The sequence below is a fragment of the Rhodanobacter sp. A1T4 genome (genome assembly GCF_014207185.1).
GTDB lineage: Bacteria > Pseudomonadota > Gammaproteobacteria > Xanthomonadales > Rhodanobacteraceae > Rhodanobacter.
Map to the genome: position 1 here is coordinate 106391 of NZ_JACHCP010000006.1, position 17971 is coordinate 124361.

The window sequence follows — 17971 nt, forward strand, 5'->3', positions numbered from 1 at the left end:
CGAGAATCAATTGCCTTTGGAAGCGTCCTTTGCAGCGTCTTTCGCATTGCTGGCGGCGTCCTTGGCAGCTTGCGCAGCCTTGTCAGCCTGCGAGGCGGCGTTGGAAGCGGCATCCTTCGACATGGACATCGACATCGCTGAGTTGCTGTTGGCTGGTGTATTTGACGAAGCCGCAGCAGCGGCCTGTTGAGCCTGGTCGGCGGCCTGACCGGCGGCGTCAGCCGAGGTCTTGGCCTGGTCGGCAGCCTGCTGGGTCGTCGGGGTCGGTGCCGAGGCGGCAGCCTGCTGTGCCTGATCCGAAGCCTGTTGGGCAGCGTCGGCTGACTTCTGCGCTTCTTGAGCGGAATCCTGCGCGCTGTTGCTGCATGCTGCCATCAACGCAACGAGCGCAGCGGCGAGAAGGGGGCGCGTCAATTTCATGGGTGAATCTCCTGATTGCAATGGAAGGCCTTTGGTAGGGCGCGCGTAGTTTTAGCCGGTAAGCCGTGACGATGCCACTTTTTTATGGTGAAGCCGGGGTGCACATTGAAAGTCTGTTTATTTGATAGCTGTGTAGATGCTCAGCGCTTTTCAGATAGCCAGGTTAGTTCAGTCGATGCGTTCCACAGCGACAGCTGTCGCTTCACCACCACCGATACACAATGTAGCGATGCCGCGTTTCAGGCCGCGGCTCTTCAACGCGTGCAGCAGGGTCACGACCAGACGTGCACCGCTGGCACCGATCGGATGACCGAGCGCACAGGCACCGCCGTTGACGTTGATCTTGTCGTGCGAAATACCCAGTTCGCGCATCGGTGTCATCGCGACCACGGCAAACGCTTCGTTGATTTCGAACAGGTCGACATCGCCCACGTTCCAGCCGGCCTTCTCCAGCACTTTCTGGATGGCGCCGACTGGCGCTGTGGTGAACCACTCCGGCGTCTGCGAGTGCGTGGCATGCGCCACGATGCGCGCCAGCGGCTTCAGTCCACGCGTTTTTGCCTCGTCGCCCGACAGCAGCACCACGGCGGCAGCGCCGTCGGAAATGCTCGACGAGCTGGCCGCGGTGATGGTGCCGTTTTCCTTGCGGAAGGCCGGGCGCAGGGTCGGGATCTTGGTGATATCCGAGCGGCCGGGCTGCTCGTCGGTATCCACCACGACGTCGCCCTTGCGGCCAGCCACCGTGACCGGCACGATTTCGTCGGCAAACGCGCCGCTCTGCTGCGCAGCCTGCGCGCGCTTCACCGATTCGATCGCGTAGGCGTCCTGCTCTTCGCGGGTAAAGTGATACTTGTCGGCGCACAGTTCGCCGAACACGCCCATCGCCTTGCCGTCGTAGGGATTGGTCAGGCCATCCCACGCCATGTGATCGACTAGCTGGCCGTCGCCGTAGCGAATGCCGGTGCGCGCGTTGACCATGTGCGGGGCGTTGGTCATCGACTCCATGCCGCCGGCTACCACGATGCTGGCCGAGCCGGCCTTGATCAGGTCATTACCCAGCATGATCGCCTTCATGCCCGAACCGCACACTTTGTTGATCGTGGTGGCGCCGGTGCCAAAGGGCAGGCCGGCTTCCAGTGAGGCCTGACGCGCGGGTGCCTGGCCGAGATTGGCTGGCAGCACGCAGCCCATGATCACTTCGCTGACATCGGCAGGCGCGACACCGGATTGTTCCAGCGCAGCACGGATGGCCGTGGCGCCGAGCTTCGGCGTGGGCACACCGGTGAACTGGCCGAGGAAGGAGCCGATGGCCGTGCGCTTGGCACCGACGATGACGACGCTGACATCCGACATGGGTAACTCCACTTGAAGACAGTAGGGGCGCGAACGCCTGACATATAGCCCCGGGATTATCGCAGTCCGCCGTAAACCACGGCAAACGGTGGTGATTCGGCGCAGGATGTGACTTGCGCGGTGTTTCATTGGATTTTCGTTGTGTCAAGATGCGCGCAGGGAGGCATCGCGGTGTGCCCGGCGCGCACGCGATACCAGGATTGGGGTGCGGTGACGGGGTACATCATGAAAACGTTCGATTCCGGGTTACGGCGTCGTGAACTGGCGTTGCTGGTGGCCATCGCGCTTGGCCTGAACGCCTGCGGCGGCGGAGGTGGCAGCAACGTCAAGTCCACGTCGACCGCACCGACTACGCCACCATCGTCATCATCATCGTCATCGACGTTGCCGCAGCCACCGATCGATGCCCAGCTCTCGATCACCAATACGTACGCGGCGCACAATCAGGGCTATACCGGCGCTGGCGTGACCATTGGCGTGGTCGATACCGGCATCATGGCCACCAATCCGGCGGTGTCCGGACGGGTGCTGGAGGAATTGACCTATGTCGACCCGACCACCAACAACCTCAGCATCGATGATGTCGTGGGTCACGGTACCTGGGTGTCGGAGATCGCGGCGGGTGCCCCGTTCGGACAATTCCCCGGCGGTATTGCGCCGGGTGCTGATCTGATCTCGGCGCGCATCATCGATGACACCTCGAGTGACGACAACGGTTCCACCCCGCCAACAGCGGTCACCTCGGCTGATCCGCTACCGCAGGTCAGTGCTGACCTGATCGCGGGCGGCGCCAAGATCATGAACAATTCGTGGGGCGGCATAACGTGGAGTGCCACCGATACGGCCACCACGCAGCTTTTCGACGCGGCCTACAGCACATACGTCAATTCCTGGGGTGGCCTGGTGGTGTTCGCCGCAGGCAATGACTCGGAAGCCAACCCCAGCACGATCGCTGCACTGCCCAGTCTTGCGCCTGATCTGGCGAAGGGCTGGCTGACCGTCGTCGCCGTCAACAGCAATAACCCGACCCAGCTGGAAGGCTACTCAAACAAGTGCGGCATCGCGATGGACTACTGCCTGGCAGCGCCGGGCGATGTGATCGTTCTGGACAAGGACACCACCGCCAGTACCACCAACCCGAGCTATTACATCGTGGAGGGCACGTCACTGGCTGCTCCGCAGGTGTCCGGTGCGGCGGCACTGGTGTGGCAGGCCTATCCGTACTTCACCAATGATCTGGTGCGCCAGACCCTGCTTGGCACGGCTGATCCGCTCGGCGGCTCGCAGCCGAATACGACCTTCGGTTATGGCGAGCTGGATGTCGGCAAAGCGGTGAATGGTCCCGAGCAATTCAACTGGGGTGATGTCACGGTCAGCTTCAGCGGCAGTTCCAGCTGGAACAACCCGATTTCCGGTGCTGGCGGCCTGATCAAGCAGGGCAGTGGCACGCTCAATCTGACCCAACCATCGAGCTATACCGGCATGACCCAGGTGCAGGGCGGCACACTCACCGCCCAGTCGCTGGCATCCAGCGTAAGCATCAGCGCCGGCGCCACGGTGAGCGGCACCCAGACCATCGGTGGCAGCGTGACCAATGCCGGTGTGTTGGGCGTCAGCGGCAGCAACGTCACCGTGGGCGGCAACTATATCCAGCAGGGTGCTGGTCGGCTGGCGGTGTCGCTGGGCTCGGCGCTGAATGTCACCGGCACAGCCAACCTGAGCGGTGGCGATCTGTTCGTGACCGGCACGAACACGGGCTATGTCGTCAACTCGCATACCGATGTGCTGACCGCCGCTGGCGGTCTCACCGGTACGTTCTCGGCACTGAACACGGCGTCCAATGTGATGTTGACCGCCACGCTCAATTACGACGCCAACGATGCGTGGCTCAATGTGCAGCAGGTAAATGTCACGGCGATACAAGGCGCGAGTTACACGGCGGCCTCGTACGCCGCTGCGCAGCGCGTGCAGAGCGCGTTCGGTCAACTCAACAGCCAGATCACGCAGGGCACGCTGACGCCGACTTCCACGGCAGTCGCCAGCGGTTTTTTCGCTGGTGCTGCGAGCCTGCAGCAATCGGCCACGCTGGCTACCGCGCAAAATTCGCTCAGCACTCTATCCGGCCAGTTGCATGCGGCCAGTGCGGCGATGACGTTCCAGGCGATCGACGCCGGCACCGAGGCCTTGTCCAGTCGCTTCGATCAGTTGCTCGACGCACCCAGGCTGGGTGGCGGCTGGACGCAGAACCTCGGCTCCCAGGGCAGCATGTCGCGTAGCGGTTACAGCGATGTCGGTTATGACCTGAGCGGCATCATGGTCGGCGAGGACATTCGCTTCGGCCTGAATGGCGTGCTGGGTTATGCCGTGAGTCAGAGCCAGGGGTTGGGCCGGCTCGTCGAAAGTGGCGACCAGGGCAACAGTCACGCGTTGGAAGGCATGCTCTATGGTGGCGTGGTCAACGGAAACTGGTACACGATGGGGCGTTTCGGCATCGGCACTTATCGCGAGAACATGCAGCGCGAACTCGAGCTCGGCGATGAATTTTCCAGAGTGTCCAGCCTGAGCAATGGCCGCTACGGTCTGGCCTATGGCGAGAGTGGTTACCGTTTCACGCTCGGCGGTATGCAGCTGACCCCCTATGTGAACCTGCAATACGCACAGATCCAGAGTGACGGCTTCAACGAGGGCGGTGCGGATGGTTTCGGCCTGATGTCCGATGCGCAGAACATCGAACGCTGGCAGGCCGGCGTGGGTATGCGTGCCATGCATCGCTGGTTGCTGGATGACGGCACCGCGTTGACCTTGCAGACCCGGCTGCTGTGGCAGAGTGCCCTCGCCATGCATGGCGAGATACCGGATGCCAGCTTCACCGGGCTGACGCAATGGGCCCCGGTGGGAGGTATCGGTCTGTCACGTTACGGTGGCGTAGCCGCCACTTCGCTCAACTGGAGCTTTTCGCAGAAATCCAGCCTGCAGCTGGATCTCGAAAAGGACTACGACCAGTACCAGGACGGAAATATGGCCATGGTGAGTTACAAGCTGGCGTTCTGATCGGGAGTTGTCCACGCTGTGCCGGGGATGCGCGGTCGGCAGTCAGCCGCACGAGTGTCACACCAGCACAACCTGCACGCCGGCAGCACGCAATGTCTCGACGGTTTCGGCAGCGGCGCTGTTGTCGGTGATCACCACGTGCAGGTTCCGCACCGGGGTGATTACGGACAGGCTGCGCTGGCCGAGCTTGCTGGCATCGAGCACGGCGATGGTCTGGCGCGAGACGCGGATCATCAGTGCATTCAATGCGGCTTCAAGCGGGTCCGGTGTGGTCACGCCTACTTCGGGATCGAGTCCGTCGACGCCGAGAAACAATCGGTCGGCGGAAAGTTTCGCCAATGCCTGCTCGGCATCCGGACCGACCAGCGAATACGAGGTTTGCCGCAGCAGGCCGCCCAGCATCATCACGCGGATCTGCGGCAGCCCGGACAGCTCCATCGCGATATTCAGTGCATTGGTGATCACGGTCAGCGACTCGAACTTCATCTGACGGATCTGCCGTGCAATCTCCACCGTGGTGGAGCCGGAATCGAGGATGATCGTTTCGCCGTCCTGGATCATTCCTGCCGCGGCCTGACCGATGCGCAGCTTCTGCGCGTGCCAGCGGGTTTCCTTGATGTTGAGCGGCGTGTCATTCGTCGCCGCCGAGACCGGCAGCGCACCGCCATGCGAACGGGCGATTGCCGAACTGCGCGCCAGCGTGTCGAGGTCGGTGCGGATAGTGACGGCCGAGGTGCCAAAGCGGGTCGCCAATTCATCCACTGTGGCCCGTCCCTGTTGTTCCACCAGTTCGACGATCAGGCGGCGGCGTTCTTCAACCAGTAGTCGCGGCGAGGCAGTGGGGGTTTCACTCATGGTTAGAGCCTGTTCAAGATCTCCCCGTGCCTCGCGCCGGGAGCTGTTTGCGCGCAGACCAAGGAAGAACGAAGGAGTGGACGTCGGTCCACGACTGAGTGATGACGCAGGGATGGGGGCAAACAGCCCCGGCCCGGAGGGTTGTCACCGAGCGGCCGCCAGGCGGCAGCGCGCGGCTTGGCTTGCCAGCCAGGCAAGCCGGCACCACGCCCTATCACCTGACGACCGCTCGATGACAACGCGAGGTACGGGGAGATCATGGACAGGCTCTTAGATATGCAGAAGTCGGGCGGCGTTGTCATGATATACCTTGCGCAGCACGTCCTCCGCGAGATTCAGTCCGTAGATCGACCAGCGCCCCTGCGGTGGCGTGGATGACGGTGCGTAGTCGAAATACTCGTCTTCGGTTTCCAGGAAGCGGTAATAGATCTCGTAGAGTTCGTCGCCGAACAACTGCTGTGGCACATCATCACCGTACGGCGAGGGCACGGCATCGGTGCCGAACAGGATGCGGTCCTGATAGCGGTCGAAGAAGCGCTTGGCGGTGCGTGGCTGGCGGCCAAGCTCACCGATGCGCGCGCTGATGTCGATCACCGTGTTCGGAAAGCGATCCAGGCAGGCGGCGACGGCGGCGAGGTTCTCGGCGTTGTTGCCGACATGCAGCAGCGCGAACGTGGTTTTTGGATGGCGCGCGATCAGCCGGTCACGCGCGGCGAGCAACTCCGCGTTGCTGGGAAAGCTCGGGCCATAGAACGACCAGTCCGGATGGTTGCTCAGTTCTTCGTAGCGTTCGTTGGTCGCGTCGGTGGGCAGAAAAAATGCCTCCGGATCGGAGACGTGCAGAAAGACGGGCATATCAAGTGCGGCACATGCCTCCCACATCGGATCGAAGCGGCGGTCGTCCACCGCCACCAGCGGACCTTCATCGATCCGTTCGCGCAGATAGAGACCCAGCGTCTTCAGCAGTTTCAGGCCACGCGCACCGACACGTTTGGCATGCGCGATCGCGTCAGCCTGCAGTTGCGCGTAGTTCGGCTCGGGGAAGCAGGCGAAGGACGGTTCGGTCAACGTGAGAAAGCGTCCCGGCGCGACATGATCGAAGCTGCGGATGCTTTCTTCCAGACCTGCGCCGACACCGCCGGTGAGATTCACCAGCGTGCGTATGCCCTTGCGGTCCATCACCGGCAGCAGGTCCTGGGGTTGGGCGAACAGGGTGATTTCCTCACCCACCGAGATGCCATTGCGCACGTTGCTCGACCAGGTCAGGTGCGTATGCATGTCGATCACCGGAAAGCGCGGACGCTCGATCCGCGTCTTCGGCACATGCAGCATGCTGCGTGGCTGGAAGTCCGCCAGCCGCAGCTCGCTCTTGCCAGAATCCACTTGCGTCTGCAGCGGATTCTTGCTGCTTTCGATGCGCACCGTGCCGGCGCCGGTGGGCGGCGCGCAGCAGAGGCAGGCGTTGCGATAGTTCATGCGGTGTCGTCTCGGTTCACCGGAGTTCGTTCTGCTCTCCGTAGGGAATGGGAGTCAGGTCAGCGTGGGTACTTCGCCATGATGTCGTGCACCTGCCGCACGAGCGCCAGCGCCTGCTCGAACGGACGTAGCCACATGTTGCGGCCAAACATCACGCCGCTGGCACCGGACTGCATGTAGAACTCGACCTGGCGCAGCACGGCCTCATCGTTATCGTCTTTTACGCCGCCGGAGAACAGCACCATGGTACGACCTGCCGAACGCACGACGCGTGCGCAGCGCGCGGCGGCATCTTCCTGCAACTGGTTATACGGTGCAGGCACATTGGCGGTGCTGTCGTTGGGCTCGTGCAGCTTGACGATATCGGCGCCCAGTTCCAATGCGACGCGTGCGGCGTAGTCCTGTGCATACAGGGTATTGGTGCCACCCTTGGCATTGACGGCGCTGCCGCGCGGGTACGACCACAGCACCAGTGGCATGCCGTAACGCTCACAGTCCTGGCGCACCTTTTCGAATTGGCGGAATTCGTCATGCTGGCGCGGTGAGCCGACATACATGGTGTAGCCAACGGCATCGGCGCCGATGCGCACCGCATCCTCGACCGAGGCGAACAGCGGCGATGTGGCTTCGCCGTCGTCGGGGATGTTGGTCTTGCCATTGAGCTTGAGGATCAACGGTATCCGCCCGCAGTATTCGCCCATGTACTTTTCGGCGAGGCCGATACCCAGCGCGATGGCGGAAAAATTGCCTTCGACGGCGAGACGGAACTGGTACTCCGGGTCGACTGCCGGCGGGTTCGGAAAGAAATCCGTCGGTCCGTGTTCCAGGCCCTGATCGAGCGGTAATACAAGCAGGCTGCCATTGCGTGGACCATGGCCGTACAACAACCGCCACAGGCGGGTGCGCTTGCCGTGGGACAGGGCAAGCCGGGAAAGTGGGCTGGCGGCGTTCGAAACCTCTTGTAAGTTTTGTTTCATTTCGAATACTCTCGATTCAGTGGTTATATGCTTTCACATTCAATTGTATCTGGCGAAATGTCAATATTAAACAATAAAACGAAAGATTTGGCCGGGCTGAGAACGCTGCTTGCGCTCCCGCTGGCGGAACAGCGGGAGCGTGGTTACGCCGACACTGTGCGTGAAATTCTGCAGCAACCGGCCAGCTGGACCGATACCGCTGACTTGTTGCATCAACCACAAGTGCTGGCGCAACTGCAGGCTGCGCTGACGCCAGCACCGAGCCATATCGTGCTGACCGGCTCGGGCAGCTCGATGTATATCGGCGAGTGTCTTGCGCCCAGCTTGCAGCTCGGCCTTGGCATGCCGGCGCAGGCCATTGCCGCGGGCACCCTGCTCACGCATTGGCGCAGTGTGCTACCGCCCGGTGCAGGTTTGCTGATTTCACTGGCGCGCTCGGGCGATAGTCCGGAAAGCTGCGCCGTGGTGAGTCGCCTGTTGGCCGATGCTCCCGACTATCGCCATCTGGTCATTACCTGCAATGCCAACGGCAAGCTGGCGACGGACTATAAGAGTGATCCACGGGTAACCGTGCTGCTACTCGATGAACGCACGAATGACCGCAGCCTGGTCATGACCAGCAGCTTCACCAATCTGCTGCTGGCCGGCGCCGGTCTGGTTTCCACGACGCGCACTGATTGGATGGCATCGGCAAATCGGCTGGCACGTCGCGTCCAGCACGTGCTTGACGATCAAGCCGATGCGCTGGCCGCGATAGCCCGTCAGGGCTTCGGCAAGGTGGTCTACCTGGGCAGTGGCGGCGCGCTGGGCGCGGCCCACGAGTCCGCTTTGAAGATGCTGGAAATGACTGGCGGCGCAGTGACCACCAGCGCGGAAACCTACCTCGGTTTGCGACACGGGCCGATGTCGAGCCTGACGGAAGACACGCTGGTGGTCGGCTTTCTCTCGCCGAATCCGACGGTGCGTGCGTATGAGGTCGACCTGCTGCGCGAGCTTTCGCGCAAGCAATTAGGCATGACCCGTGTGTTGGTGGGTGAAGGCATGGCGAGCGAATGGCTGGGGCCGAACGATGTGGCTGTGGAACTCGCTGGCATGGATACCGTTGATGACGTGCTGCCGTTGCTGGCAGATGTCGTCATCGGTCAGTTGCTCGCGTTCTTCGCCTGCCTGTCGCTCGGCGGTAAGCCGGATACGCCCTCGCAAGGTGTACTCACCCGTGTGGTGGAGAACTTCTCGATCCACCAGGAGGGCGTGTGAAGCGCATCCTCGTCGCGGGCGAAATCAACGTCGATCTTGTTTTTCGGGATTGCCACGCGTTTCCGCTGCCGGGCAAGGAAGTGCTCGCCGATGACTTCGTGATGACACCGGGCAGTTCGTCGATGATCTGCGCGATGGGTCTGGCGCGTCTCGGCAATCCGGTGGCTTTTGTCGGTTGGGCCGGCATGGACAGCTGGGGCGATTATTGCGTAGCGGCGCTGCGGGACGCGGGCATCGATACCACGGGCATTCTGCGCGACGAGACACTGAGAACCGGCGTCACGACGTCGTTATCGACGGCGCAGGATCGGGCGCTGGTAACGTTCGCCGGAGCCACCGCCACGCTGAGCGCTGACGACATCAGTGATGAGTGGCTGCAGGCTTTCGATCATCTGCATATTTCATCGTATTACCTGCAGCGCGCCCTGCGTCCGGGTTGCCGCGACCTGTTCGCGCGCGCACGTCTGCAGGGGCTGACCACCTCGCTCGACCCCGGCTTCGACCCGGACGAGCGATGGGGTGATGAACTGTTCGAGACGCTGGATGAGGTGGATCTGTTTCTACCCAACGATGTGGAGTTGCTTGGCGTCACCGGCAAGACGTCGTTGATGGACGGCCTGCACCGGTTGGCCGACCGACGGGCACGCACGGTAGTGAAGCGCGGCTCGCAGGGAAGCGCCACGTTCGATGGCGAAAACCTGATCGCCGGGCCGGCGTATCCGATGACATCGGTGGAAAGCACGGGTGCCGGTGATTCGTTCAATGCCGGTTTCATCCATGCATGGTTGCGTCAACAGTCGTTGATCGATTGCCTGCGCTGGGGTGGTGCCTGCGGCAGTCTGTCGACACGCGGCGTGGGTGGAACCACATGCCAGGCGGATGCCGCTGAAGTACTTGCCTTGATTGAGGCAGTTCCTTGATCACGGTGGCCGGTTTCAACACCACGATCGATCGTCTCATCGGCGTCGATGCGCTGCATACGGGTGAGGTCAACCGCGCCACCAGCGAACAAGAATATCCCGGCGGCAAGGGGCTGCACGTCGCACAGACGATTGCTGCACTGGGTGAGCGAGTGCAATTGATCGGCGTGGTCGATGCCGCACATCGCAACATGATTGGCCGGCGCATGAGCGAGCGTGGGGTGCTGTTTCATGGCATCGAAATTCCCGACAGCATGCGCAGTTGTTTTGCGGTCCAGGACGCACAGGGTCGGATCACCGAAATCCTCGGCCAGGGACCCGAGATTGCCGAAAAATACCGGACGGCCCTGGTGCAAGCGTTTCGCCGCGGCGTCGAGGAAAGCAAGCTCGTGATTCTGTCCGGTAGCTTGCCGCGTGGATTCGCTGCCAACACCTATGCCGAGCTGGCCAGTCATGCACGTGATGCCGGCCGGCGTTGCCTGATCGATGCCAGTGGCGACGTGCTCAAGCATGCGGTGCAGGTGCAGCCTTTCCTGATCAAACCCAATCGCGATGAGATTTCGTCGCTGCTCGATCGTCCTGTCGACGATCTCGATGCGGCAGTCGATGCAGCGAAGGAGTTGTTCTCCCGAGGCATCGCCATGCCGGTGGTGACGATGGGCGCACTGGGTGCGGTAGCCATCGATGCGAACGGCATCTGGCACGCCCGGATCGAGCTTGCACAGATTCGCAACACGGTCGGGTCGGGCGATTGCCTGCTCGCCGGCATAACGGTGGGCATTGCCCGCAGCATGAATTTGGAAGAGACCTTGCGTTTGGGCGTGGCTTGCGGGGCAGCCAATGCGCAAGGTCAGGAAACCGGTTTCGTCGAACGGCGGGCGGTAGAGGCGTTGCTCTCTCAGGTTCGAGTGCACCACCTGGCTTAACTGAAAGCACGGAGTCAAACCGGACCCTCGATTGGTCCGGCACGGATTCCTGCGTCCGAAATTTGGTGAAGGTGCGAACAAGTCCATGGAAATGGAAGTTTTCCACGGGCATCCATAACGGCTTGCGGCAGAGGGGAGTGGTCATTTCTGCGCGGGCAATAGCGAATACGGGTGAGGTATTTCATGAAAGTCGAGAAGAGTGACTGTTTTACGGTTGATGAAAAGGGCAGGACGTTGCTGGCTTCGTCCATCAGCAAGTCGTTGATGGCGATGCAGGTGGCGTTGGCAATGGGGGGCTTGGCATTTGCAGGAGCTGCGTTGGCGCAGACCGATACCTCACCTCCTACCGCGGACACCACGACCACTGCTACAGCAACCAAAACACCTGCAGAAAACAAGCCGACGAAGGACAAGGCCGTAAGCCTCAAACAGGTCAGTGTCACCGGCTCGAACATTCGCAGTGTGGACGTGGAAGCGGCGCAGCCGGTGATCAGCATTACCGCGCAGGATATTCAGAAGCAGGGCTTCGCCACGGTGGGTCAGCTTCTGCAAAATGTCTCATCGATGTCGCCACCCGATCTCAGTCACTCGGCACCCGGTGATCTGGGTCCGAACCAGGGGGGTTCGTTCGTCGATCTGCGCGGTCTCGGTGCGCCGCGCACGCTGGTGCTGGTCGATGGCCAGCGCATCGGCGCCGCGCACGGCGGCTACACCAATATCAACGTGATCCCCACGGCCATCGTCGAGCGTATCGACGTGCTGGCCAGCGGTGCTTCCGCGGTGTACGGCTCCGATGCGATTGCCGGTGTGATCAACATCATCACCAAAAAGAATTTCAGCGGTGCAGAGATCGACACCTATAACGGTGAGTACTCGCCGCACAGCGATGGACGGCAGACGCAAACCAGTTTCACCGTCGGTAAAACCACGGACAAGGGCAGCATCGTATTCAGTGCCTCGTACCAGAATCAGGGTGCGGTATGGACGGGTGATCGCGCTTTTTCCGCGTACCCATGGACGGATCAGCATCCGTATTTCGGCCTGAGCAAATATGGTCCGTACGGATATATCCGCAGCGCGACGGGTGGGCCTGCACTGGTGCTCAATCCGGGCGGTGACTCACGCAATATCAATGACTACCACACGTTCGTGCAGCCGACTTATGCCGCAAACGGCGACATCACCAGTCTGGCCAATGCGGGTGACCAGAATTACAACGAGCTGGCCGGTCGTACCAACATGTTGCAGACGGAGGACAAGACCAAGAATCTCTATCTGGACGGTCGCTATAACTTCACATCGAATATCACCGGCCATATCAACCTCGGCTACAACATCGATGATGAAACCGCGCAATCCGGTTCGCCGTTGTTCTATAGCGGCATGGGGTCCAACAGCGCGTTTCCCTCGCTGCTTTCCGAATACAGCTATTACAACCCGCTGTACGGCATCCAATCAGTGCAGTTCAGACGGTTGATGACTGAAACGACGCTTCGCAGCTACAACGATCCCAAGAACTACCGCTACAACATTGGCCTGGAAGGCAACTTCGAATGGAATGGCCATCTATTCAATTGGGACGTCTATACGTACAACAGCAAGATCAGCGGCGTTAACACGCGTACCGGCTATTTCAATCTGATCAATGTGCAAAACGCGCTGGGGCCGTCGTTCATGGGCTCCAACGGTGTCGTGCAGTGCGGTACACCGGGCCATGTCATTGCCGGCTGCGTACCGTTCAATCCGCTGGCCGGTCCCGGCGGCATCACGTCACAAATGCTCAAATATCTGTCGATCAACAGCGTCGAGCACTACGGTAGTGACGAAAAGGCCTATGTCGCCGACTTCGGCGGTGATATCTACGCCTTGCCCGCCGGTGACCTGACCTTTGCCACGGGTGTGCAGCATCGTGAGGAGTCCGGTTACGACAGCCCGGATCCCTTCGCTTATGCGGGTTATTCCACCGATGGCGGGGTCGGACCCAACAGCGGCAGCTATTCGTTGAACGAGGCGTATGCCGAGGTCAATGCGCCGTTGCTGAAGGATCTTCCCGGCGCCAGGAGTCTCGATCTCGATATCGCGCGGCGTTATTCCAGCTATAGCAATTTTGGCAGCACCACCAACAGCTCGTACAAGCTGACCTGGAAACCATTCGACGACTTGTTGTTTCGCGCCAGCTACGGCACCGGCTTCCGTGCACCCACCGTCAATGATCTCTATCAGGGTCGATACCCAGCGGGCACGTTTACCGATCCATGCGACAGCGTTTACGGACCGACCGCCTACGGTGGTAATGCTCTGGTCGCCCAGCGTTGTCTGACGGGTTATGGCGGCATCCCGGGTGTGGCGGCCAACTTTCGTCAGACCGACAGCAACGGGGTACCCATCATCACGTCGAGTGGCGAGGGTGCATTGCCCAGTACGAACTTCACCGGCGGCAATCCCAATTTGAAGCCGGAGACGTCATACAACGCCGATATCGGTCTGGTCTACAGCCCATCGTGGCTGACCGGTTTCAACTTCACGCTCGACTGGTGGAACTACAACATCCGCAACCTGATCACCAACATCGGCAATGATCAGGTGCTGGCCAACTGTTACCAGTACAGCATCCAGTCCGCCTGTAGCCAGTTCCAGCGTCAGGCCGGCACGGGTCAGATCTATGACCTGCTGAACCTGGAAACCAATGCGGGCTGGCAAAAAGAAAGTGGTTACGACTTCACCTTTGCCTACCGCTTTCCCGAGACCTCGTTAGGCAATTTCAAGCTCAGCATGAACGGTACGTACATTGCGAAGTTCAACCAGCTGCCGACGATTGGCTCGAACATCATTTATGCCGCCGGCAACACGGCGAACTTCCTCACCTCCTGGCGCCTGCGCGACAACCTCAGCCTGAATTGGGACTGGCACGCATTCGGTGCCAGCTGGACCTTGCGCTATTTCTCTCCGTACAAGGCCGCGTGCGCCTACGCACCGTCCACCGGAACAACGGCGTTCCCCTGCACCTTGCCCGATTACTACGCGCCCGGCGTGGGCGTCGAGCCGCAAACGCAGGTGCCCTCGGTCACCTTCAGCGATGTGCAGGTGTACTGGAAGGCACCCTGGAACGCGACCTTCTCGGTGGGCGCCAACAACGTCTTCAATCGCACGCCGCCCTATGTCTACGGCGCCTACGCATCGGGCAGTGACACGCCTTACAACTACAACGCGTCGTACGACATCGGTCGTTACGTCTACTTCCGCTATCAGCAGAAGTTCTGACGTCCGAGCGGAATGAAACGCTGCCCGAATGCTTTCAGGGCAGCGAGTTGAAGTTCTGTGATGAGGCAAGCCATTGGATGTGGAGTGATGGATTGCACCGCACGAGCTTCAACAAGCCATTGGACACGCTGCATGTGTGCTCCAGCGAGCAGGACGTGGCCGGGTTTGGCCACCCGTTGGAGGCTTGACGAAGCTGCAGGCGAGTTCACGTACAGGAGAAATATCCATAACCGCTTGGTGCAGAGGGGAGAGGTCATGTCTGCGCAGGCGATCGCGAACTACGGGAGAGCGTTTATGCGTACTGGAAATAGGGGATTTTCTACGGTCGATGGCATCAGCAGAAAGTTGTTGACGGCATCCATCGACAAGTCATTGATGGCGATGCAGGTGGCGTGTGCGGTTGGCGGACTGGCCTTTGCGAGTGTCGCCATGGCACAGACCGAGACTTCACCGTCGGCTGTTACCACGGCCGTCAAGGTACCGACTAAAAAGGCGACTGCCCAAAAGAAATCCGCGAAGGATGCCGCAACGTCGGAAGCGCAGGACAAAGCCGTCAAGCTGCAAGAGGTGACCGTGACCGGCTCGAACATCCGCGGTGTCGATATGGAAACGGCGTTGCCCACCATCACCATCACCCGCGAAGAGATACAGCGCCAGGGCTTCGCCACAGTGGCCCAGCTATTGCAGAACATTTCATCGGCGGCCACACCTGACTTGAGTCGTGCCGATGCAGGGTCGCTGGGTCCCAACCAGGGCGGCAGTTTTATCGATCTGCGTGGACTCGGTGCGCCGCGCACACTGGTGCTGGTGAATGGCGAGCGTATCGGTGCAACCCATGGCGGCTATACCGACGTCAGCGTTATTCCCACCTCGATTGTCGATCATATCGATGTACTGGCCAATGGCGCTTCGGCGGTCTACGGTTCCGACGCGGTTGCGGGTGTGATCAACATCGTCACGTTGAAGAATTTCAACGGTGCGGAGATCGACACTTACGACGGCCAGTACATGCCGCATGAGGATGGTCGCCAACAGCAATACAGCGTTACTGCCGGCAAAACTGGCGACAAGGGCTCGGTGGTCTTCAGCGCCTCCTATCAAAACAGCGGTTTGGTATGGGCCGGTAATCGGCCATGGTCTGCGTATCCCTACACCAACAATCATCCCTATTTCGGTCTTTCGTACGTCCCGCCGGATGGTGGAGTCATCAGCGGTGCCCCCGCTTCGCTGTTTCCGGATGGCAAGAGTCATACGCTGGTGCTCGAACCCGGCGGGGACTCACGCAATATTGCCGACTACTACCGGGTCACACCGCAAACCTTCGATCCGGTGACCGGCTTTATCGACAGTCCCGCCAACGAAGGTGGCTACATGTACAACCACAACAGTGGTGAGCAGACCACACTGTTGAGTCCGAACAAGACCAAGAATCTCTATCTGGATGGTACTTACCATCTGACCGACAACATCAATGCGCATATCAACCTGGGCTACAACCAGAGCATCAACGGTGGCGTGGGCAGTCCGAGTGCGATTTACAGCGGCTTCTCTCCGAATCCCGATTATCCGATCACGCTGGACGCACACAGCTACTACAACCCGCTCAATGTGCCAGGGCAGACGCCGGCAACGCTGCGCATCAACCGCTTCCTGCCCGAATATCTCTACAGCAATGACAACAGCTCGAAAAACTACCGCTACAGCTTCGGACTGGATGGCCATTTCGGCGTGGGCGACCACGAGTTCAACTGGGATGTCTATACCTACGACAGCAAGATAAGAGACGTCGATATCCGCAACGGATACTTCAACCTGATCAAGCTGACGCAGGCACTTGGGCCATCCTTCATGGGCGCCAATGGTGTCGTCCAGTGCGGTACGCCGGGCAATGTGATCGCCGGCTGTGTGCCGTTCGATCCGCTGGGCAAGGTCACGCAGCAGATGATCGACTATTCGCGCATCAACTATGAAGAACGTACCGGCTATGACGAAAAGGTCGCCGCGGCGGATTTCGGCGGCAACATCGTCGAGCTGCCTGGTGGTGATCTCACCTTTGCGGTGGGTGTGCAGCATCGTTCCGAGGCGGGTTTCGACGATACCGATCCGGCCGCCTATTCGGGCTATTCCAGTGCCTATGCCGTCGCCCCCAATCAGGGCAGTTTCGATCTCAACGAAGGTTACGTCGAGTTCTATGCGCCACTGTTGAAGGACTTGCCGGGCGCACAGAGTCTTGCGCTCGATGTGGCGCGTCGCTGGTCGCACTACAGCAACTTCGGCGGTACGCAGAACAACGCGTTCAAGCTGACCTGGAAACCCTTCGACGATCTGCTGTTTCGCGCCAGCTACAGCACCAGCTTCCGCGCGCCAACCATCAACGATCTCTATCAGGGACTCTATCTGGCTGGCGGCTTTACCGACCCTTGTGATTCGGTCTATGGGCCATCCCAGTATGGCTACAGTGCTGCCGTGGCGAAACGCTGCAGCAGCGGGACCGCTGGCTTGCCCGGGGTACCCGCCGGCTTCCGGCAGACCGATGCCAACGGCGTGCCGGTCACCGGAGCCGAGGCCTACGGTGTTACCAACAGCTATAACGGTGGTAACACCAATCTGAAGCCCGAGACGTCCTATAACGGCGATGTCGGTCTGGTCTACAGCCCGTCATGGGTGCCGGGCTTCACTGCCACCGCGGACTGGTGGACCTACAACATCCGCAATCTGATCACCGGCATCAGCAACGATCAGGTACTGGCCGATTGCTATCAGTTCGGCATCACTTCCGCCTGTGGACAATTCCAGCGTCAGGCGGGCACCGGCCAGATCATCAATCTGATGAATCTGGAAACGAATGCGGGCTGGGAAAAGGAGCGTGGCTGGGACTTCGGGTTCAAGTACGTGTTGCCGAAATACAGCTTCGGCCAGTTCACGCTGGGCATGCAGAGTACCTACCTTTCCAGCTTCAATCTGTTGCCGGCCCAAGGCGCAGCCATCAATTACGACGCCGGCCTCTATAGCAGTTGGCGGGTGCGCGGCAGCCTCACGCTGGGCTGGACTCTGGGTAATTTCGGCGCGAACTGGACCATGCGTTATTACTCGCCGTTCGAAGGCGGCTGCGCCTACCCGCCGCCCGATTCAGCACACCCGGGCTTCGCCTGCACCTTGCCCGACCACTACGCGCCCGGTTCCGGCGTGCAACCACTGACACAGTATCCGTCAGCCACCTTCAACGACCTGCAGGTGCATTGGAACGCACCCTGGAAGGCGACCTTCTCGCTAGGTGTCAACAACATCTTCAACCACGTCGGACCGTATATCTATGGCGGCGGTTTCAATGGCGGTACCGACAGTTATTTCGATTACAGCGCCTCGTATGACATCGGTCGCTATGTCTACATGCAGTACCAGCAGAAGTTCTGACGCTCGAGAGTGGTGGAGCCCCATCGGATTCGATGCCGATCGGAGGTTCAGTGCGCAGACA

11 protein-coding genes are annotated in these 17971 nt (G+C 60.5%); 6 read left to right on the top strand and 5 right to left on the bottom strand.

Annotated elements, in window-relative coordinates:
* Positions 1 to 6 precede the first annotated feature (6 nt).
* The gene (locus tag HDE80_RS13345) at positions 7 to 420 is read right to left on the bottom strand and encodes a hypothetical protein (RefSeq protein WP_184601266.1); all 414 of its coding nucleotides are present in this window, start codon (positions 418 to 420) and stop codon (positions 7 to 9) included.
* Between the two features lie 168 nt (positions 421 to 588).
* The gene (locus HDE80_RS13350; protein ID WP_184671631.1) at positions 589 to 1773 is read right to left on the bottom strand and encodes an acetyl-CoA C-acyltransferase; all 1185 of its coding nucleotides are present in this window, start codon (positions 1771 to 1773) and stop codon (positions 589 to 591) included.
* 225 nt (positions 1774 to 1998) lie between these two features.
* Here HDE80_RS13350 and HDE80_RS13355 point away from each other — a divergent pair, with 225 nt between their 5' ends.
* The gene (locus HDE80_RS13355; protein ID WP_184671633.1) at positions 1999 to 4824 is read left to right on the top strand and encodes a S8 family serine peptidase; all 2826 of its coding nucleotides are present in this window, start codon (positions 1999 to 2001) and stop codon (positions 4822 to 4824) included.
* Between the two features lie 57 nt (positions 4825 to 4881).
* On the opposite strand, the gene agaR is transcribed toward HDE80_RS13355, so the two are convergent.
* From agaR to HDE80_RS13370, 3 genes are all read right to left on the bottom strand, one after another.
* Positions 4882 to 5679 (bottom strand): transcriptional repressor AgaR, encoded by a 798-nt coding sequence (gene agaR / locus HDE80_RS13360; protein ID WP_184671635.1) that lies wholly within the window; start codon positions 5677 to 5679, stop codon positions 4882 to 4884.
* A gap of 270 nt (positions 5680 to 5949) precedes the next feature.
* Complete coding sequence (locus HDE80_RS13365; RefSeq protein ID WP_184671637.1) at positions 5950 to 7155, bottom strand: amidohydrolase family protein; 1206 nt, start codon at positions 7153 to 7155, stop codon at positions 5950 to 5952.
* A gap of 59 nt (positions 7156 to 7214) precedes the next feature.
* A complete protein-coding gene (locus tag HDE80_RS13370; protein WP_184671639.1) occupies positions 7215 to 8132 on the bottom strand; it encodes a fructose-bisphosphate aldolase in 918 nt (305 codons plus the stop codon).
* Positions 8133 to 8219: 87 nt separating this feature from the next.
* Between HDE80_RS13370 and HDE80_RS13375 the strand changes: the two genes are divergently transcribed.
* The 5 genes from HDE80_RS13375 to HDE80_RS13395 all read left to right on the top strand — a co-directional run bounded on the left by HDE80_RS13375 (position 8220) and on the right by HDE80_RS13395 (position 17910).
* Positions 8220 to 9389: a tagatose-6-phosphate ketose isomerase gene (locus HDE80_RS13375; RefSeq protein WP_255483745.1), complete on the top strand. Its 1170-nt coding sequence runs from the start codon at positions 8220 to 8222 to the stop codon at positions 9387 to 9389.
* Positions 9386 to 10309: a carbohydrate kinase family protein gene (locus HDE80_RS13380; protein ID WP_184671641.1), complete on the top strand. Its 924-nt coding sequence runs from the start codon at positions 9386 to 9388 to the stop codon at positions 10307 to 10309. Before HDE80_RS13375 ends, HDE80_RS13380 begins: the two co-directional genes overlap by 4 nt.
* Positions 10310 to 10314: 5 nt before the next feature.
* Positions 10315 to 11235, top strand: a complete 921-nt coding sequence (locus tag HDE80_RS13385) for a 1-phosphofructokinase family hexose kinase (RefSeq protein WP_345776457.1) — start codon at positions 10315 to 10317, stop codon at positions 11233 to 11235.
* Between the two features lie 183 nt (positions 11236 to 11418).
* A complete protein-coding gene (locus tag HDE80_RS13390; RefSeq protein WP_184671647.1) occupies positions 11419 to 14496 on the top strand; it encodes a TonB-dependent receptor in 3078 nt (1025 codons plus the stop codon).
* A 348-nt stretch (positions 14497 to 14844) separates the two neighbouring features.
* The gene (locus HDE80_RS13395; protein WP_184671656.1) at positions 14845 to 17910 is read left to right on the top strand and encodes a TonB-dependent receptor; all 3066 of its coding nucleotides are present in this window, start codon (positions 14845 to 14847) and stop codon (positions 17908 to 17910) included.
* Positions 17911 to 17971 lie beyond the last annotated feature (61 nt).